Source organism: Nitrincola sp., from assembly GCF_048264025.1.
GTDB lineage: Bacteria > Pseudomonadota > Gammaproteobacteria > Pseudomonadales > Balneatricaceae > Nitrincola.
The window spans coordinates 91,813-110,730 of sequence record NZ_JBLXDN010000006.1; the positions used below are offsets into that span (position 1 = coordinate 91,813).

Annotated in this window: 14 protein-coding genes; 9 read left to right on the forward strand and 5 right to left on the reverse strand. The window is 51.2% G+C overall.

What is annotated here, in order from left to right:
• Window positions 1-71 precede the first annotated feature (71 nt).
• The 9 genes from ACN0R1_RS06555 to ACN0R1_RS06595 all read left to right on the forward strand — a co-directional run bounded on the left by ACN0R1_RS06555 (window position 72) and on the right by ACN0R1_RS06595 (window position 12,347).
• A complete protein-coding gene (locus ACN0R1_RS06555; protein ID WP_417581115.1) occupies window positions 72-2,420 on the forward strand; it encodes a diguanylate cyclase in 2,349 nt (782 codons plus the stop codon).
• Window positions 2,421-2,549: 129 nt separating this feature from the next.
• Window positions 2,550-4,580, forward strand: coding sequence for a methyl-accepting chemotaxis protein (locus ACN0R1_RS06560; protein ID WP_417581117.1), 2,031 nt, complete (start codon window positions 2,550-2,552; stop codon window positions 4,578-4,580).
• An 11-nt stretch (window positions 4,581-4,591) separates the two neighbouring features.
• Window positions 4,592-5,674, forward strand: coding sequence for a chemotaxis-specific protein-glutamate methyltransferase CheB (cheB, locus tag ACN0R1_RS06565; RefSeq protein ID WP_417581119.1), 1,083 nt, complete (start codon window positions 4,592-4,594; stop codon window positions 5,672-5,674).
• On the forward strand, window positions 5,671-7,164 hold the full coding sequence (locus ACN0R1_RS06570) for a CheR family methyltransferase (protein WP_417581121.1): 1,494 nt from the start codon (window positions 5,671-5,673) through the stop codon (window positions 7,162-7,164). Before cheB ends, ACN0R1_RS06570 begins: the two co-directional genes overlap by 4 nt.
• A gap of 3 nt (window positions 7,165-7,167) precedes the next feature.
• On the forward strand, window positions 7,168-9,321 hold the full coding sequence (locus ACN0R1_RS06575) for a hybrid sensor histidine kinase/response regulator (protein WP_417581123.1): 2,154 nt from the start codon (window positions 7,168-7,170) through the stop codon (window positions 9,319-9,321).
• Between the two features lie 25 nt (window positions 9,322-9,346).
• Window positions 9,347-9,709 (forward strand): response regulator, encoded by a 363-nt coding sequence (locus tag ACN0R1_RS06580; RefSeq protein WP_417581125.1) that lies wholly within the window; start codon window positions 9,347-9,349, stop codon window positions 9,707-9,709.
• Window positions 9,710-9,737: 28 nt separating this feature from the next.
• On the forward strand, window positions 9,738-11,438 hold the full coding sequence (locus ACN0R1_RS06585) for a diguanylate cyclase (RefSeq protein ID WP_417581127.1): 1,701 nt from the start codon (window positions 9,738-9,740) through the stop codon (window positions 11,436-11,438).
• Complete coding sequence (locus ACN0R1_RS06590) at window positions 11,431-11,946, forward strand: chemotaxis protein CheW (RefSeq protein ID WP_417581129.1); 516 nt, start codon at window positions 11,431-11,433, stop codon at window positions 11,944-11,946. Before ACN0R1_RS06585 ends, ACN0R1_RS06590 begins: the two co-directional genes overlap by 8 nt.
• Window positions 11,943-12,347, forward strand: coding sequence for a hypothetical protein (locus ACN0R1_RS06595; RefSeq protein WP_417581131.1), 405 nt, complete (start codon window positions 11,943-11,945; stop codon window positions 12,345-12,347). The genes ACN0R1_RS06590 and ACN0R1_RS06595 overlap by 4 nt, the downstream gene beginning before the upstream one ends.
• On the opposite strand, the gene ACN0R1_RS06600 is transcribed toward ACN0R1_RS06595, so the two are convergent.
• Genes ACN0R1_RS06600 through ACN0R1_RS06620 form a run of 5 tightly spaced genes read right to left on the reverse strand, consistent with a single transcriptional unit; the run spans window position 12,323 to window position 18,902 of the window.
• On the reverse strand, window positions 12,323-16,678 hold the full coding sequence (locus ACN0R1_RS06600; protein ID WP_417581133.1) for a DUF6701 domain-containing protein: 4,356 nt from the start codon (window positions 16,676-16,678) through the stop codon (window positions 12,323-12,325). The genes ACN0R1_RS06595 and ACN0R1_RS06600 overlap by 25 nt on opposite strands.
• Complete coding sequence (locus tag ACN0R1_RS06605; RefSeq protein WP_417581135.1) at window positions 16,678-17,100, reverse strand: hypothetical protein; 423 nt, start codon at window positions 17,098-17,100, stop codon at window positions 16,678-16,680. Before ACN0R1_RS06605 ends, ACN0R1_RS06600 begins: the two co-directional genes overlap by 1 nt.
• Complete coding sequence (locus tag ACN0R1_RS06610) at window positions 17,097-17,921, reverse strand: PulJ/GspJ family protein (RefSeq protein WP_417581137.1); 825 nt, start codon at window positions 17,919-17,921, stop codon at window positions 17,097-17,099. The genes ACN0R1_RS06605 and ACN0R1_RS06610 overlap by 4 nt, the downstream gene beginning before the upstream one ends.
• The gene (locus ACN0R1_RS06615) at window positions 17,918-18,397 is read right to left on the reverse strand and encodes a type IV pilus modification PilV family protein (RefSeq protein ID WP_417581139.1); all 480 of its coding nucleotides are present in this window, start codon (window positions 18,395-18,397) and stop codon (window positions 17,918-17,920) included. The genes ACN0R1_RS06610 and ACN0R1_RS06615 overlap by 4 nt, the downstream gene beginning before the upstream one ends.
• Complete coding sequence (locus ACN0R1_RS06620) at window positions 18,387-18,902, reverse strand: GspH/FimT family protein (protein ID WP_417581141.1); 516 nt, start codon at window positions 18,900-18,902, stop codon at window positions 18,387-18,389. Before ACN0R1_RS06620 ends, ACN0R1_RS06615 begins: the two co-directional genes overlap by 11 nt.
• Window positions 18,903-18,918: the final 16 nt, after the last annotated feature.

Here is an 18,918-nt window from a genome sequence, read left to right on the forward strand (position 1 = left end):
AGGAACGAGATCTGCTTTCTTTGTCGATTTCAGGGAGGGAACGAAGCAGGATTACCTTGAGGAATCATGCCATGCAGTACCTGCTCACAATTAGCTTTCGCCGTCTAGCGGTGCTGCTGGTTTTTTGGCTATTCTCCCTCCTGGCTGCCGCGGTGTTTGCAGATGAACATCAGACCGTCCCGCCATCCAAACACAGGCTTAACTTTGGCGTATTCTCTTATTTGGGCCAGGAGCAGACAGAGGCTAAATATGCGCCACTGATTGCTTATCTAAATAGCGTGCTGGTTACAGAGGAGGTTATCTTGCATGTGCTGCCTCAGAGTGAGCTTAATCAGCGTATTCGTGATAGCGAGGTGGACATAGTAACCACCAATCCCACGCATTTTCTGGTGGCGCGCGCCCAATATCCGCTGACAGGCGTCATCGCAACACTGGTTGAATCACACCAAGGACTCCCTTCTTATCAGTTGGGAGGAGCCATCCTTACTTCAGCAGACCGACAGGATATAAACAGTCTACAGGATATTAAAAACAAACGTGTAGCCGTTCCCAGTCGTGAAAATATGGGCGGTTATCTGGCACAGGTGTATGAACTTTTTCAGGACAACATACGCCTGCCTGATGATATTCAAGAACTGCAGGAATTGGGCACACATTACGAGGCAGTTCGAGCTGTTATAGAGGGTCGCGTAGACGTGGCGTTCGTGCGTGATGGAATCGTTGAGCAACTGCAACGCAACGGGAAACTGGAAGAAAGTGCAGTTAAATTTATCAATTTACAGCCAAACTCCAATTTCACCCATCAGGTATCCACCCGCTTGTACCCAGAGTGGCCGGTATTCGCATTACCGCATGTGAATGATCGTGCTATTCGTCATGTGGCTGCCGCCCTTTTTTCACTGGAACCGGAACACCCAGCGGCACAGCAGGCTGGTATTTATGGTTTTACTGTACCCGCTGATTATTTGTCAGTCGAAGAGCTGGCGCGTGCATTGCGCTTACCCCCCTTCGAGAAAATCCCTGATTTTACCTTGATGGATGCCTGGGAACGTTGGCAGTACTTAATCTTGATTATTATGCTCGCAACGCTGGTTATCCTTACATTAAGTTTGTCTCTGGCATGGCATTGGGGTAAAACTCATATCGAGCGGGTGCGTTTCAAAACCCTGCTACAGGGACTCGGTGAAGGTGTCTATGGGGTTGATCGTCAGGGGCAGTGTACGTTTATCAATGACGCGGCTCTAAAAATGCTGCAGGTGACTTCATCACAAGCCCTGGGTCAGGATCAGCATAGGTTGTTTCATCATCACTATCAGAACGGTAAAGTCTATCCACATGCAGACTGCCCGATTGTTAAGACGCTTGAGGATGGCCGGCAGCGACAGCAGCGCGATTGGTTTATCCGTTATAATGGTGGCAGTTTTCCGGTCGAAATGACTGTGACACCCTTGTTTGCCAAGGATCGAATCAGTGGCGCCGTAGTAGCGTTTTCTGATATTACCCAGCGCGTCAGGGCTGAACAGGAAAACAAGCGCTTGACAGAGTATAACCGCATGTTACTTGAGTCAGCCGGTGATGGCATCTATGGATGTGATATGCAGGGTCTGTGTACCTTTATCAATCCGGCCGCCTTGGCGATGCTGGGCCTTGAGTATCAAGAGGTGATTGGCAAAGATCAGCACGAGGTTTTCCATCACCTTCACCCTGATGGTAGTGACTATCCCCACGAAGACTGCCCAGTACATCTGACCTTGGCGCAGGGTAAGTGGCAAGAGTGTGAAGATCACTTTGTTCACAGTAGAGGTGATACCTTTCCGGTGCACATGAAAGTAAGCCCAGTGTTTGAAGAACGAGAGCAGGTGGGTGCTGTAGTAGTATTCCAGGATATTACCAAACAAAAAGCCATGGAAAAGCAACTTATCGCCCTGACCACGACCGATGACCTGACCGGACTCTACAATCGACGTTATTTCCAGATGCAGCTTAAAAAAGAGTTTTCACGCTATCAGCGCTCTTTTGCAGATAACGCTGTATTGATGATTGATCTGGATCATTTTAAGCATATTAATGACAGTTTTGGTCATGCTGCCGGTGATAAAGTGCTAAGAGAGTTTGCTGGACTGTTGATGCAGCAGCAACGCAGCAGTGATCTCTCTGCGCGTGTTGGCGGTGAGGAATTTGCTTTACTGCTACCGGATACCTCTCTCAAGGATGCGATGACCTTTGCCAACCGTTTCAGGGAGCAAGTGGCCGCCAAAGTATTTATCTTTGAGGAGCAAACTATTCCGTTGACCGTCAGTATTGGCTGCACATTGATGTCACTGGATGACTCGCGGCCAGATATGGCCCTGGCCAGAGCTGACAAAGCCTTGTACCAGGCCAAGGAGAAGGGTCGTAATCAAGTGGTGGCTGTTAGCTGATACAGCAGAAAGCTTAAATTCCCTTGCATTTTAAATGCATACGTTGTTAATTAAGCTATAAAAGCGGCTCTTTAGCAGTGCTAGTTTCCATTGAGCCATACGTTTCGTTTGAGCATCTATGGGTGAACCATGTACGTACTATGGAACAGGTTATCTTTACGCTTACGCCTTTTTGTTGCCTTTGGTGTGTTGTTCTCTCTGGTGATGATTATTTCATTACTACTGCAGTCCCGGTTTTATAGTCAGAGTCGGGTGGATAGTCTGATCACACAGGAGTTACCAGCACAGCTGGAAAAGCTCGGTAGTGCCGTAGCCTTTCAGTTAGCGCCTAGCTTACAGGTTTCTCGTAGTCTGGCTGCAAACTCCTTTATTGAGCGCTGGATACGTCAGGGCATGCCAGAATCTGATCTGTGGATGATAGAGGCGGAGATGGCCCGTGTACACAATCAACTGGAAGCCGGCATCGTTTTTATTGCGGCCAATGATGGCCAGAGAATTTTCTACCATCATTATCAGAATGGACAGCTAAACCGCCGCGAGATGCGCCGTAATAATGCTGATGACAGTTGGTATTTTCGTTATCTGGGTACTGAGGCTCCTTATGAACTGAATCTGGATTCCAATGAGTTCAGTGGTGAACAGTTACAGATGTTCGTCAACTACAGCAGCAACACCCTGAACAACACAGGTGAACCGATCAGTGTGGCGGGCGTTGGACTGGATATGTTGCATCTGGCTGAAAGTGTGAGCGCTTACCGACTTGGCGAAGGCGGCCGTGCCTCATTAGCTAACCAGGATGGCATTGTTGAAGTAAAGGCCGAAGGGGCCTTGATTCAGGATCTAAATAGCTCAGCTGCACTGCAAGGCTTGCAGGGACATCAGAAGGTGGCGGTTGCTCAAGTAGTCCAGGATGGTGAAGCGCTGTTTGTGGGTACCATCTGGATCGAGGATTTGCAGCGCTACCTGGTGGTTGAGGTGCCTCGTGCTGAGTTTATGGACCCAATCAGTCAGCAGCTATACCGTTCAATGCTGATCAGCTTTGTGCTCTTGCTGATCAGTTTGGTGCTGCTCTATCCGTTAGCAACGTCTCTCAGTCGCCCATTAGTTCATTTTCAGCAACAGTTACTGGGTATTTCACAGACCCTGGATCTGTCACGGCGGATTGATGTTTCTGATCAGGCTGAGCTGGGCGACCTGGCCAAACAGACCAATCACCTGCTGGAACGACTGTCTCACATCATTCAGGCGATTTTCCGTAATGCTGACAACCTGAGCGAATCAGCGGGTCGTCTGGCACATACGGCTGGTTTAGTTAATCAAAACAACGATCTGCAGCAGCAAGTCAGCCAATCTATGGCGGCGGCAGTGGAGCAGATGTCATCCTCCGTAGCGGAAATCACCTCGACCATGGAAGAGCTGTCAGCCTCTTCGACACAGATTGCCGATCATTCACAGTCCGTTGTGGATGTGGCGAATCTGACCTTGGATAGCAGTAAGAAAGGGGCCCAGGCGATGCAGCAGTTACTGCAACACATGGCTGAGATCCAGCAGGACAATGCCCGTAGTCTGGATGAAATTATGCAGTTGGGCGCCAAGTCCAAGCAGATCAGCAAGGTGATGGATCTGATCAATACGCTGGCGGACCAAACCAAGTTGATTGCATTTAACGCCGCGCTGGAAGCCTCCAGTGCTGGAGACTCAGGCAAGCGTTTTTCCGTTGTAGCCAGTGAAATACGTCGCCTGGCTGACAGTGTGACTGACTCGACGTTTGAGATTGAAGAGCGCATACAGGAGATACAGGACTCGATCAGTCGTTTGGTGATCACCTCAGAAAAAGGCTCCGGCTCTATTCAAAGTGGTATGGAGGTCAGCGCCATCACCGCCGATGACCTGAATGCCTTGGTACAAGCTGCCACTAAAACCAGCAATGCCGCCCAGCAGATCTCACTTTCTACCAAGCAGCAAAAAACCGCCAGCAGTCAGGTGGTGATTGCCTTGCGTGATATTGCCAATGCCAGTACCCACAATGCGCAGTCGGTACGCAGTATTACCGAGATCAGTGAAGAGATGGTGAACATGTCGGCTGAGTTGAATCAATTGGTGCAAGAGTTTCGAGTAGCAAACCCTGCAGGCACGACTTCTGACAGACAGGATCAGTAAGGCTGATGATAATGCAAAAATCTATCCGTGTTTTGATTGCTGATGACAGTAGTCTGGCGCGTGGATTGCTGCGTGCCATTCTTGAAGAGGAATCTGATATCGAGGTGGTAGGGGAGGCGCGTCACGGGCGCGAAGCGGTAGAGATGACTCAGTTGCTGCGCCCGGATATTGTCACTATGGATCTGAATATGCCGGTAATGGATGGTATGCAGGCAATTTCAGAGATCATGCATCAGAAAGCGGCTCCAATTCTGGTGGTCAGTAATGAGTCGGATGCTGAGAAAGCCTATGAGGCCCTGCGTTTGGGCGCTTTGGAGGTGATCTCCAAGCCTGACTACACACCTGAGCAGGCGGCTGATTTTGTAGAAAAGGTGCGTCTCTTGGCAGGTGTGCCCGTCATAACCTATATCCGACGTCGTATGGTGGCAGAGCCTGCTCCAGTGTTTGCAACACCAGCCATAACCCTGCCCACCCCCTTGTTGCGCGGTTACCGCCGGGTGGTGGCCATAGCGTCTTCTACCGGCGGCCCTCAGGCACTGGCGAGTCTGTTACCCAAGCTGCCGTCAGGCTTTCCCGCGCCTATCCTGATTGCCCAGCATATCAGCGATGGTTTTGCCGAGGGTATGGCTCAATGGCTGAACAGCCTATGTCAGTTGCCGGTAAAAGTGGCTGAGGAGGGTGATATGTTGCAGCCAGGACATATTTACGTATCACCGTCTGAAAGTCACCTGACGTTGACCGCGGCGCACCGGCTTGCGCTGATACCCCGCAAGGCGGCTGATATTTATCGACCCAGCTGTGATCAGTTGCTCAGTTCGGTTGCCAGACACTGTGGCGCTGATGCGATTGGTATGATTCTGACCGGAATGGGTCGTGACGGGGCTGCGGGTATGCTGGCTATCCGTAAGGCGGGTGGTGTTACCCTGGCACAAGATGAAGCCAGTTCTGTTATCTATGGCATGAATCAGGAGGCTGTGCATACCGGTGGCGTGCTGAAACTCTTACCGCTCGATCAGATTGTAACTGAAGTACTGGATATCCTGAGCCTGAATGCGGCTGATTACTGTGATGCGGTCAGCCGGGGGGAGCGATGAGTCTGGAACTGGCACCATTCAAAACGCTGATTTACAACCACTGCGGACTGGTGCTGGAGGGTATTGCTGAAGATCGTCTGAACAAAGCACTGAATCAGGCCGTCACTCGGTTGGGGTGCCAGAATCTCCAGCAGTACTATCGCTTGCTGGAAAGTAATTCTGAGCAGTTTGAACAACTGATCAGTGCTCTGACCGTCAATGAAACCTATTTTTTTCGTGAACCGGATCAGATAGCGCTGTTCACCAATCAGCTGATTCCACGTTTGTTGGCTCGTCAGTCACGTCGTCCACTGCGAATCCTGAGTGCCGGATGTTCGTCAGGTGAAGAGCCCTATAGTTTGGCGATGGCACTGGATACGGTTTATGGTGAACAGCGACGCCAGCTATTTAAGATAGATGCGGGTGATGTGGATCGGCAAATATTAACCAAGGCTCGCCAGGGCATTTATTCGCTGTTTTCATTTCGCAGTATGGATCCGGTGTTACAGCAGCGCTATTTTCGTCCGTTGCAACGTAACTACCAATTGGTAGATGAGATACGCGAGAGTATTAATTTTCTGCCACTGAACCTCAAAGCGCCTTTGTCTCCGCAAGGACTTGAAGGCTACGACCTGATTTTTTGCCGTAATGTTTCCATCTATTTCGATCCGGAAACACGTCAGATGATTCATCAGCGTTTTTATGATGTCTTAAATGAAAACGGTATCCTGCTGTTAGGCAGTTCGGAAACACTGGGGAATGACCTGGGGGTATTTGAACTGGTGGAAGAGCATGGGCATTACTATTTTATCAAGGGCGAGGCCTACCGCCCTCCTTTCAGTCAGGCAATCAGTTGGTCTTCCTTGCATTCAGCGAGCACAACCGCTGTACAAGCCACTAAAGAACCGAGCAGTCATCCCGAGCCGCTGACCCCATTAGCACCGATTGTTGCAACATCTGCGCTACTCAATCTGCCGCCTTTGGACCATATACGCCAGTTGGTGCAAGAAGGTGAGCGTGAGAAAGCCTCCGAATTGCTGGATAAGCATCTTAGTGTGCAGAATCAACCTGTAGCCGTGGGTGTGCTGTTGTTGAAAAGTTGGCTATTACTCAATCAGCGCGCTTTCCATGCAGCGGATGAACTGTTGGATCAGGTGCTGCATGAAGATCCCTGGTCTGTGGACGGGTTGTTGCTCAAAGGTTTGAATGCAAAATGGCAACATCGGCTTCAGGAAGCCTGTGACTGGTTCAGGAAAGTCACTTACACCTGTCCGGAATGTTGGCCTGCACATTATTACCTGGCCGAAACTTACCGAGCACAGGAACATGATGCGGCGGCGATCAAGGCCTATCAGGTTATTCGGCGTATTCTGTCAGATGATAAGCATGCGGCTGACGGAATGTTGTGGGTGCCGTTACCGCTACCACGAGGTGACATTTTGTTTCTCAGCGAACGGCAGTTGTTGAGATTAAAGCAGAATTCGCAGCTTCCGGGTAAGGGGGAAGGCTGATATATGGCACTGGATATTAAAAAATTTCTGTTACGTTTTATTGAAGAGGCTCAGGACCATCTGAGTCAAATGGCTGAAGGGCTGGCCGATCTGGAACAGGGAAGAACGAGTGCAGAGCAGATCAACAGCCTATTCCGCTCAGCGCATACCCTGAAAGGGTCTTCACGTATGTTGAAGCTTTTTCCAATTACCGAAACAGCTCACAGTCTGGAAGACTTACTCAGTGCCCTGCGTGAAGGACAGGTAAATGCAGATTCGCATAACCTGGCCTTGTTATATCGGGGGGTTGATCAGTTATCCGATTATGTTGCCATCCTGGCTGACACGCTGGATGTTAGCCGACTGAACCCAGCTGATACTGTCCTTTGTAACGCACTGACTGCTGCAGCCGAAGGCGCAACCGAAATAGCCGCCAGTACTGAGCCACCTACGGTACCTACAACGCCTAAGCTGGCTGATACCACCGATACCCAGGTTCCTGCAGCACTAAGAACATCGGAAACTGTGCGTATTCGGCTCAATAAGCTGGAAGAGCTGATCAAACTGATGGGTGAGGTGGTGTCAAGCCATGCGGGTTTGCGTGAAATGACCCGTATTGCCCAACAGCTGGAGTTGCAGGGGCAAAAAGGAGGGGATGCGGAACTGGTCTCCGGATTACAACACTTCTCCAGGACTCTGAAGGACAGAGTACAGTCACAGGAGTTATTGATGCAGGATCTGCATGATATCGGCTTGCAGATGCGTATGCTGCCTTTATCGATTGTATTTGAGCCTGCCACGCGCCTGGTCAGAGATCTGGCGCGCTCCCTGGGTAAACAGGTGGAGTGTCGTGTGCAAGGCGCAGACATTGAACTGGACCGCCAGATGATAGATCAATTAGCTGACCCGGTGATTCACTTACTGCGCAATGCACTTGATCACGGTATAGAAACAACACCAGAGAGGCAGGCCGCTGGCAAACCTGAACAAGGTGTGTTGCAGCTTAAAGCGTCTCAGGACGGTGGCTGGGTCGTGATTGAGATCATTGATGATGGTGCCGGAGTCGATCTGGATGCCATTCGTAATAAAGCGCTAAGCAAGCAGTTGTTAACAGCCGAAGTGCTGGAAAGCCTAACTGAACAGGAAGTGATGGATCTGATTTTTTTGCCTGGCTTCTCTACCAGCGCGATGATTACAGATCTGTCAGGCCGAGGTGTGGGCATGGATGTAGTCAAGCGCACTGTCATCGATAAACTTCAGGGTGTTATCAGTCTTGAGAGCCGGGCTGGAGAGGGGGCTCGATTTACGCTACGCTTACCTTTATCCTTGGCAATGATGCGCGTTTTACTGGTGCGGGTTTCTGGGCAGTTACTGGGCTTTACCGCTCAGTATGTGGCTGAGCTGATCAGTGTTCCGCGTAGCAAGATGGTTGAAGTCGCCGATCGTAATGCGGTGATAGTCCGGAATGAGTTCGTGCCGGTGATGAAGTTATCGGAACTGATAGATTTACCCCCCATGCCGGTGGCGCCAAAGCACCCGGCCCGCTCCGAGCCGGATGCGTTATTACTGATTATTCGCTTGCACCACGAAAAACTGGCACTGGAAATTGATGAACTGATTGATGAGCGGGATCTGGTGATTAAACAGCTACCGCCGCATTTACGCAGTAACGCACTGATTTCCGGTATGGTTACTACTGGGCATAACCATCTGGTCAGCCTGTTACATGTTCCCTATTTAATGACCTTGTCTCGGCGTACACGAGGCCTCGTGCCAGATCGAGGTAAATCGGAATCCGGGCAGAAGTCTGTACGTCAGCGTATTCTGGTGGTTGATGACTCGCTTAACACTCGTGAAATAGAACGGGATGTTCTGGAAGCCTGGGGATATCAGGTCACACTGGCTGAGCATGGGCAAGATGGTCTGGATAAGGCGCTGGCAGAGGATTTCGATGCAGTACTGACCGATGTTGAAATGCCGGTGATGGATGGCTTTACGCTGACAGCCAGGCTGCGTCAGGAAGAGCGTTATCAGCATAAGCCGATCATTATTATCACCTCCAGAGAAAAAGAAAGTGATCGGCGCCGAGGTATCCAGGTAGGTGCGGATGCTTATATTGTCAAAGGAAGCTTTGATCAGAGCAGTCTGGTAGATACTCTGAGAGTTTTATTGGATTAAAAACAGTTTATACAGGATTAACCGCATGCAAATACTGGTAGTGGATGATGACGCACTAGCGGGTGAAATGACCACGGCAGTGCTTGAAGATCAAGGGTATCAGGTTGTACAGGCAGCTGATGCAGTGGAAGCCGTCGAGCAACTGAATAGCCATCCACAGATAGCCCTGATTGTTAGTGATATGAATATGCCCTTGATCAGCGGCATCGATCTGTACCGTGATCTAAAGGAGCAAGGTCAGACACTACCTTTTATTCTGCTGACCGGCGATGACCCAACGAGTCTGAGTGCCAAGGAGCCGGGTCTGGATGCCTGCATACAGAAAGATTTTAATTTGCAACAAAGTTTACCTATTGCAGTGACACAGGCCTTAGCCAGACAAAGTTAAACCGCTTAAGTTGACGGAGTAAATCCTGATGGATGTCAAACAGCCTACGTTGCAGGAAAAAATTACTCGGCTGAGAATGAGCTTTCTCAGTCAGATGCCTGCGCGTCTGGACAATGCACAGCAACAGTACCGATTACTGTCATCGGACTGGCAGGCTCAAGCAAGGCTGGCAGTAGAGCTGCACCGGTTTTTTCACAGCATTAAGGGTACTGCCAGCTCATTTGGTTTTACCGGCTTAGCTGATCTCGCCGATACGGGTGAAACGCTGCTGCTGGCGTTAATAGAAATGCCGGAAACCGAGGTTCCTGGCAATAAGCTTTTGCCGGTGGGTGAGCTGTTGAGTGAAATGAAGCAACAGCTTCAACAGTTGCAGAAGAGCCGCGGAGGCTTGGCGGATAATGCTCAGCATGCTCCCTTCTTTGAGATGGAACAAAACGACTCCAAGCGAGCTGAAAGCAACCGCAAAGCTTTAATTTATATCTGCGATGATGAGCCTGAACAAGTGACTCAGTTGGGCTATCAGTTGCACTGCTTTGGCTATGAGATTGAATACTTTCTGGATACCCAGAGCTTCCATGACGCGGTATTGAAGCGTCGACCGGACGCGGTGATTATGGACGTTTATTTTCCGAATGGCAGTACGGCAGGTACCGATGAGCTGGCACGCTTGTCTGTTATTATTGGTGAAGCCTTACCATCGATTGTGCTGTCAGGTTACGGTGACTTTGAAGCACGTCTGGGCGCTGTACAGGCGGGTTGTCTTGCCTACTTCACCAAGCCCGCCCAGGCACTGGATTTGGCGGCCAAGCTGGATGAACTCCTGCTGAGCGAGCGCCGCGAAGAGCAACTGCGCATTCTGGTTGTGGATGATGAACCAGAAGTCGCCGCTTACCACAGCCTCATACTTCAGGAAGCAGGCATGAGTGTGAAGCAGTTGCATGATCCATCGGGCATTCTGGATGTACTGCGACAGTTTAATCCGGATTTGGTATTGGCTGATATGTACATGCCGCGCTGTACCGGTGTGGAACTCGCTGCAATTATTCGTCAGTTGCCGGAGTACATCAGTTTACCAATTGTCTACCTGTCCAATGAAACCAACCGCAAGAAACAGTTTTCGGCTATGCAGGTGGGGGTGGAAGGCTTCATTACCAAGCCAGTGGTTCCGGAGGAGCTTGTCTCGGCGGTGGTGCTGCGAGCGGAGCGCATGCGAACGCTGCGCGCGTTGATGTCCCGTGACAGCCTGACAGGGCTGTATAATCACACTGCCACCACTGAAATGCTGCATACCAACCTGGCCCAAGCCATTCGCCAGCAGGAAAATCTGATTTTGGTGATGCTGGATCTGGATAATTTCAAAGAGGTTAATGATCTGCATGGCCATATGGCCGGAGATCAGGTACTGGTTGCCTTGTCACGTATACTGAAGCATCGACTTCGAGGGTCAGATATTATTGGCCGTTATGGGGGTGAGGAGTTTGCCTTGTTACTCAAAGATGTCACCTTGGGGTATGCCGAAAAACTGGTGAATCAACTGCGGGAAGACTTTTCCAATATAGCCTTTACCGCTGGTAAGGCGCGCTTCAATTGCACCTTCAGTGCCGGGCTGAGTTGCTACCCGGACTATACCCATGTTGATGCCCTGCGTATGGCGGCAGACAGAGCGCTGTATCAGGCCAAGCATCAGGGGCGCAATCAGGTTGTATTAGGTAGGTATCGACATGACTGAGACGCTGGAAGGTATTTTAGCGGCTCGAAAGGCATCGGCTGAAGACATAGTCGATGTTGATGAGCCGGTGATAAAACTGGTGATATTCAGCCTTGGAGAGCGCGATTTTGCTTTTCCGGGAGAGGCGGTGCGGGAAGTATTGCCGGGTACTGAGCCGGTGTATTTTGTTCCCGGTATGCCGCCCGCTGTCGAAGGTGTTATGAATGTTCGGGGAGATATCGAGTCGGTTATACGCTTGCACAGTCTGTTGCAGCTCAACGATTCAGGTGACCAGACCAAGCATAGTGCTATTTTGCTGACGAAAGGCAAAAAAATGCACACTGGACTGCGCATTGACCGGTTACTGGATGTGGTGGATATTCCCGAAAGTCAGATACAACCACCACCCGAAAACCTGCCGGAACACCTTCATCAGCATGTGACCGGATTGCTGCAGTTTAAACAGCACGCTATAGCGGTGCTGGATCTGGATAAAGTGTTTTCAGCCTGGCAAGGAGCGCAGGGGTGAGTTCAGCACTCCCGCTTGTGGTATTCAGCCACAGGGGCTCATTGTTTGGACTGGAGGCCATTCGGGTTGCCGGTCGGGGCTTGGTAGATGCACAGATGGCTTCAATCGTTCCCTTTGCCGCGCTTTACTCGGTAGACTCTGGCACGGAAGCATCTTTCAGTGAGCCTGTTACGCAGTGGTTAAGGCTGCGTGGACACACCGCTGACTGGCTGCTGGGTTTAAGCTCTGACGCGGATTTGATCGAGCTGGAGCCGGCTGATATTTACCCGCTACCCGAAATGATGGCACAGAGCTCTATTTTTAAGCCATTGAAAGCGTTAGGCTTCTACCAGAGCCAGCTGGTTGCACTGCTGGATGTTGATGCACTGGAACGGCATCATCGCCAGACTTCTCGCATATAAATAATATTCGGATTCCCACGGTATAGGCCCCAGGCGGCGCGCCCAGACGGGTTGTTGGTGTGCATACTATTACCCGACCAGTCGTAGCGTAACCAAGGCTGGTCATTCAATAGCGGGGTCAGGTTGGTAAAGCCACTATTACCCTCACCTGGCGCGCTCAGTGTTAACCTGTGCAGTCCTGCAACGAACACGTCATAGGGGTCTGGAAGCAGACTCGTAGTTCCCGCCCCTATCTGAATACTGCTGGATTGATTCTCAGCCTGATCGTTATCCATTCGAAAGGCGCTGACGCTGGTGCAACGATCAGCTAAGTGTGTGGTCCAGCGGTTGCCATCATACATTTGTGCGTCCAGCGCTATATTAATCGGGTCAGTTTCGAGGAACGCATGGCCTGATTCTATTACCATGCGCCCACTGATAAAACGTCCCGCCGCCGCTGGATCGCCCTCTGAACCACTGACATCATCACTGTCTGTCGCGGTCAGGTAGGGATAGATTGATAAGGGGGTATGGGGGCGCTGATGAGCCAGGTAATCTGTGCTGATGCTGAAGTCTCCACGTCCCTGGGTAAACGCCTGCAGGGTTGGGTCCCAGCTATTGAATTGACCCTCAGAAATAGCATCAGGTGCCAGCAGTGCAGCACCGGTAATGTCTGAGGCGGTGATCTTGGCAAAGTCCTGTCTATAGTTATAGGTAGGCTGATCTTGCCGATTCAGAGCCATTAGGTGCCCGGTTATTTGAAAGGGTTGCCCTGAGTTTTGAACACTGGCTGCTGACTGGTAACCACTATAGCTAAAGGCATCGCTACTACCTGTGCTACAGGCCGCGTCCAACTGATAATGCAAACTGAAGTGGCTGGGAATAAAGCGCCCGATCGGGGCGGATAACCCGGCTGTGACGGTTCTGCCGAAATAGCTGTTGGCTTGGGGAACCGCCAGTAATTGAAAGACTCCCACTTCCGACAGATTTATAGCTTCTGTTTGCAGGCCATTTTCGGTGATATTGACCTGGCTGAGCGATAGTTCAGCATTGCGGCCATCATCGGGTGCAACCAGCGATGAGGACAAGCTGATATTGTTCTGGCGGTAGTTGGGCGTGGTGGTGTTGTCGCATAACTGAGGATCGTCATCAGCGGTCCAGACGACGCCACGTACCCGCATAGGGAAGTCTTCACCGGCCTGTGTGAATACAGAGCAGCTGGCATCTTCACTGTCACAAGCGGCGTTATTCGCCGTGGATTCGATACACAGACCAGCCGGTGCGCTGCTGAAACTATCACTACCTAAAAGAACCAGGCTTTGCTCATCACTACCGGTGGTCCCGGCGTACCTGGCATCTAGCTGTTTCAATCCAGCATCTGGGTAACGTATATCCACTTGCGCATTGGCTTGTTCATCAAACGTCAGTAATAAAGACGTCCAGCTCGCCGTATTACTGATGGTCTGGCCATTCAGAGAAACTGATTGGCTGCCGCTGTCCGGGTTTGTATAGCGGCTGCGGAAATTGATACTGCGTTCGCCGGTGAAAGCGGGAGCACAGCTGTCAGGATTGTTTTCATCAGCGCGGCGAGCGCTAAGAGTAAAAGAGTCCGGCTTGTCAGCAAGCAGGTCAGGTAAATCAAAAATAAAGCCGCTTTCTGCAAAATTGATATTGCAGCTGCCCTCAACGCCATTACTGAAGCAACGTGTGACATTGGATGCACTGGGAGAGCTGGCCGCTATACCCAGGGATACACTTCCGGGGGTATTGCGACGCAGCTGAAACGAAGCTTCACCATTTTCCAGGTATTGCTGATTACCATCGATCCAGCGAATCGCACCGGATGTGGCCGGCGATAGTGTAACAGAGGCCGTACCGGTAAAACGGGAGTTGCAATTGTCTGTGGCACAGGCGATGACCTGTACTGGTTCAGCGGCGCAGGTCAGTCCACTGCCACTGTGAAGCAGGCGGAAATGATGGATATCTGCCTCAAGCGGCTGCATGCGCAAGCCACATACTTCCAGATTATCGATTTCGTGATTGTCATTGGATCCCCCGGTCGAACCGGTCAGGGTTAACAACAGGTTTTCAGGCACCTGTGCCTGTCCGGCGCTGCTGAGTATATCGACTGGGCCGATGAGATTTTCGTACCCAGAGCCGGTATCGCGTTCAATCGTAACCCAGGATTCTTCGACACTACGGCTGTCTACGGTAATACGATAACGATGCCCAGTTGTATTTCGCACAGTCGGGGATAGCGTGTCAGTGCCCTGGATATATTGATAACCACTATTGGCTGCACCAGATCCGCGTAAAGCAACGCTGTGCTGTCGACGTCCAGGCCCACCTTGTCGACCTTCGGACGGGTTGGAAAAATTACCATAGGTATCCAGCCCGATACCCAGCCAACCACCAGCAAAGCCGTTGATACCGCCACTGCGCTGCGCATATCCCAACGAACCACCATAGCCACCGGGTGCCGGGGTGATGGCCGCATCTGAGAGTACCACGGCAATGCCATCGGCACCGTTGCCACCATAAGCATAAAAATCAAACTCAACGGTGATCAGGTTGTTCGCAGAGGGAAACAAGCGTTGCAGAGTCGCCGCTGTGGCTACATTCCCGGACGCATCTGTCATACGCAGGCGTTGATCGACAATGCGTGGGTTGCCAAAACCACCACTTTGGTGAGTGACTGACCAGTCATTACCAAGCATTTCCCGGGCAAAGTCATCGGTCATGCAGGTGAGCACTTGGTCAGGGCAATTGCTTGATGGGGTTACAACCGCATCCCAATCCAGTCCGAGTGTCAGGCTATCAACAATGAGTTCGTCCGTTGAGCTGAGTTGGTGTGTTCTGAAGCCTATTTCATCAAAAGATGAAATATTGCTGTTGCTCAAAGAAGTCACCCTGTCAGGTGATCCGGGCGCATCCAGGTTGGCAGGGTCAACCCAGAGTTCAAAGCGATTATACGGATTGCTGCTGCCCGGTGAAGATTTGCTCAGACGGCCCACCAGAAAATAGGTCTGTCCGGAAACCAGATCCGTGTGATAGGTTTCATTCTGATTCGTGGTGCGCACAAAGAAATCTTCCGGACCACTGCCGTTGCCTCGGTTCATCTTGAGACCGATGTTAGGATGGTTTTGATAAGTAGGGTCCTGAAACCAAAGGGCAAAGAATTTGTTATCTGCTTGCGTACCGGTGAAACGTACCAGCATGCTGACATAGACCACATCATCATCCACAGTTCGGCTGAGGTTGCGACTGGCGGCATTATCGGTGGTGCCACGGAGCTGCAGCGCGCGGCTGGCACCGGCAATACACTGGCCTCCCTGGTGATAAACCAATGGGTTCTCACTGGTATCGATAACAGCCTGACTACTGCTATGTGCTCGCCATGCACCTGTCCAGCCTTGTCCGGCACTGCCACCTTGCAGGCTTCCAGGCGAATAACTATCAAAGCTTTCTGAAGCGATCAGAGAGGATGCGGCGCCACAGCGAGGGTGGGTTGGACTACATAGGCCATTGACCCAACTGGTCATGTCGATGGCCAGGCTAGAGCTCCAGCCCCCAGCGGTGACATTGCCATACACTGTTGTATCAGCTGATATATTGATCTGATTTGCGCTTTGCAGATTGACAGGGTTGCGTGCGGAGCCTATCAAGCTGTTTGCTATAGTGATGGGAACACTCGACGTGGTAATAGCACCGGATCCCATTATGGCATTCTCGACAATCACACCGCTACCGCCGTTAGTGGAGAGATTACCATTAATACTGCCGCCATTAATCCTGACGGTACTGCTTGAGCTGCTGACATCGCCTGTTATTTGCGTATTTGTCACAGTGACGTTACAACAATTGGAGTGGGTATTACCCAATACAGAACCACCCGAGATACTAATGCTGCCGCTGGGCAGGAATATATTGCCTTCCACCTCGGTGTTGTTCAGGTTAATCGTTCCTGAGTTAGAGCTGATGTTGCCGTAAATAGCGTTATTATCACCCTGAACACTAATGCCACCCCAGGCGGATTGAACGGGCATCGGATTACTGCGGCTGCCCAGAATATTGTTGCCCAGTAATACAAATCCGGCATTAGCCACCAGTATTCTGGTTTGATTTGGAATGATTGTATCGCCAACGCTCAGCGTAATCTGTCCGGAGCAGGTCATAGTGTCGCCATTGGCAGACCAGGAGCCAGAACAGTCCGGATAGTTTGCTGAATTGGTATTCCCGTTCAGACTGTAGTTCTTGGCCCAGCTATTCAAAGAGGTGAGCAGTAGCGAGGCACAGGTCAGCAGCAGTAATATGATGCGTACTGGTAGGCGCTGCAGGTTTAAACACATCATCAGCTTGACCTCAACCAAACAGAAACACGGGTTTCACGACTGATCATACCAAAAGGCCCTGAAGACTTCTGGGCATGGCTACCCAGATGGAAAATTTTCAGTGTGTCTGTATCCTCTGTTTCGGTTATCTCCTCGCAGCTAAGTGTCAGATCGAAACCAGAGAAATCAAGATTGCTCACGGCAGGACATGCACCGTTTTCGAGGGTTTGGTGCTGCAGCCATTCCAGTCCACTGCGTGCTGAATAGTAAGCCTGCTTTCCTTGTTGCGAAAGCAGGTAGCCTGCATGTTGAGTAGCACCCATCTGTGCCATTACCGCGGCCAGACCACCCAATACGATAAGAATAAAGAGTACGGCAATCAGTGAAATCCCGCGCGCCTGGGTAGGTTTCAGTCTATGTTGATAAGCCGTTTGATTCATCATGGCGTATTCATTACCTGTGCCTGATAGAGCATTTCTACGGTTTCATCGTCTTCGGTGATGCTCAGTTGCAGGGTGACAACTCCGTTACGTATATGATCGCCAGGAAGATAATCGAATACACATTGGCCGATACGGCTGGCCATCAGGTGTCCTGAGGTGAGTCCGGTTGGCTGATTTGTCTGAAAGCCATAGCCGCTGTAGCGTCGAAGTTGATTCGCCAGACAGGCGTAGGTGACCGGGCCTGTTTGCGGAACTATATCAAAACGTTGAGCTTCCAGTGACGCAAAGGGAAACTCGGTAGGTTGGATGTGTAAGGATTCATTACTGGAGCCTCCAGTCAATACGGCGCGATTGTCGCCACGGTAGGCATTTGCGCTAGAGTTTTGATCAGTGCTGGCATTAAAGACCACCACATGATCATCCGTGCTGAACTCGCCCAGTACACCGCCGAGCACATCAAAGCTGTTATCCGCAATGCTGAAATCCAGCACGTCCCCAGCTGGATTATCAGGATCACTCAGATCAGCCAGGGCGCGATAGCGTCCCCCACCGATGGTGGGGATGAACTCCAGGTACTGGTTACCACCCGATTCTGTGATACGCACACTGTTAGGCAGTGCCATACGAATTTCCCGGGTCATGCGGGTGAGCACCTGATCGGCGTCTGCCACCAGGCTGGCGCGGCGTGACTGGTCCTGAAAAGCCTGGAAAGGTTGCATGAGGATGCCGATAGTCACCGTGCCAAGTACGCCTAACAGGACGATGACAATAATCAGTTCGATTAACGTAAAGCCGGCAATACGTTGCGAATACTGTTTCATGGCAGAGCCTCATCTGGCCAGGGGGCCATAAAGGCAGTCAGACTGACATTAATATTGCCAACGCGTTGGTTGGAGACCTGCACACTCACGCCACAGCCGTTGACCTGCTGTCCGGCAGGGCCAAACGCTTCTGCCGTGACACTCACTCTGACACTGTAATCACTCAATTGGCTCAGCGCTGTGCCATCGATTTGGGTAGGGGGCTGCTCAAGACTGTTAAAGTCATCTGCAAACTGCCAGGCCCCACGTGGCGGATTACCTGTAGATTCAGTACCGGGGTGACAGATCTTGCCCTGTATCTCCTCCATATAGCCCTCTGCAATGGCGAGTGCCTGTTGCTGCAGCAGTGGATCCGCGCTACGCAATACGGTATTAGTGTAAACCAGCAGTATGCCCGACAGACCAGCAGAGAGAACGACTATAGTGATAATCAGTTCAATCAGGGTAAAGCCCTGTTGCGAGTGTCTAATGGACATGGCCAGTCTCCGCTTCCAGCTGCAGACCGCGATCACCTATCTGAATGCTGAGCCCCTGTGAAGGAACGCCCAATCCATTGAAGGTGATAGCTGTTACCGGTGACAGTGTGACGCCGTTAGGCGCCAGACCTCGTCCGGAGGCACTACCATCCCAGGGTCGATTATTACCTGGATTGATTAAAAACGGGCCACTGGATGTACAGGTCGTATCTCGACAGATACGATAATGGTTGCTGGCCAACGTTAGCGTGATGGGCGTGTTCGCAGCCACAGCGCTTTGCTGGGCAAAACGAAGTGCTGAAGCCAGCTCTTCCGTGTAGCCGTACTCAGCATAGCCGTTGCTGGTAAAGCGAGGCAGCACAACCGCGGATAAAACCCCCAGCAGTACCAGCACCAAAATTAGCTCGACCAGAGTAAAGCCTTGGCAGCGGCGGTTCCGCGGAGATGGAAACAGGCATAGAAAGCCTGTTTCCATTGCGGTTTTGTCATCAAGCTGTGGCTGCATATGAGGCACTACCTTT

What these genes read in the sequence shown, in the direction of transcription:
- ACN0R1_RS06615 (WP_417581139.1), bottom strand. Translation starts at nt 18,397, where the DNA reads ATGTCCATTAGACACTCGCAACAGGGCTTTACCCTGATTGAACTGATT.
- ACN0R1_RS06600 (WP_417581133.1), bottom strand. Translation starts at nt 16,678, where the DNA reads ATGATGTGTTTAAACCTGCAGCGCCTACCAGTACGCATCATATTACTG.
- ACN0R1_RS06560 (WP_417581117.1), top strand. Translation starts at nt 2,550, where the DNA reads ATGTACGTACTATGGAACAGGTTATCTTTACGCTTACGCCTTTTTGTT.
- ACN0R1_RS06610 (WP_417581137.1), bottom strand. Translation starts at nt 17,921, where the DNA reads ATGAAACAGTATTCGCAACGTATTGCCGGCTTTACGTTAATCGAACTG.
- ACN0R1_RS06585 (WP_417581127.1), top strand. Translation starts at nt 9,738, where the DNA reads ATGGATGTCAAACAGCCTACGTTGCAGGAAAAAATTACTCGGCTGAGA.
- cheB (WP_417581119.1), top strand. Translation starts at nt 4,592, where the DNA reads ATGCAAAAATCTATCCGTGTTTTGATTGCTGATGACAGTAGTCTGGCG.
- ACN0R1_RS06590 (WP_417581129.1), top strand. Translation starts at nt 11,431, where the DNA reads ATGACTGAGACGCTGGAAGGTATTTTAGCGGCTCGAAAGGCATCGGCT.
- ACN0R1_RS06570 (WP_417581121.1), top strand. Translation starts at nt 5,671, where the DNA reads ATGAGTCTGGAACTGGCACCATTCAAAACGCTGATTTACAACCACTGC.
- ACN0R1_RS06620 (WP_417581141.1), bottom strand. Translation starts at nt 18,902, where the DNA reads ATGCAGCCACAGCTTGATGACAAAACCGCAATGGAAACAGGCTTTCTA.
- ACN0R1_RS06605 (WP_417581135.1), bottom strand. Translation starts at nt 17,100, where the DNA reads ATGATGAATCAAACGGCTTATCAACATAGACTGAAACCTACCCAGGCG.
- ACN0R1_RS06580 (WP_417581125.1), top strand. Translation starts at nt 9,347, where the DNA reads ATGCAAATACTGGTAGTGGATGATGACGCACTAGCGGGTGAAATGACC.
- ACN0R1_RS06575 (WP_417581123.1), top strand. Translation starts at nt 7,168, where the DNA reads ATGGCACTGGATATTAAAAAATTTCTGTTACGTTTTATTGAAGAGGCT.
- ACN0R1_RS06555 (WP_417581115.1), top strand. Translation starts at nt 72, where the DNA reads ATGCAGTACCTGCTCACAATTAGCTTTCGCCGTCTAGCGGTGCTGCTG.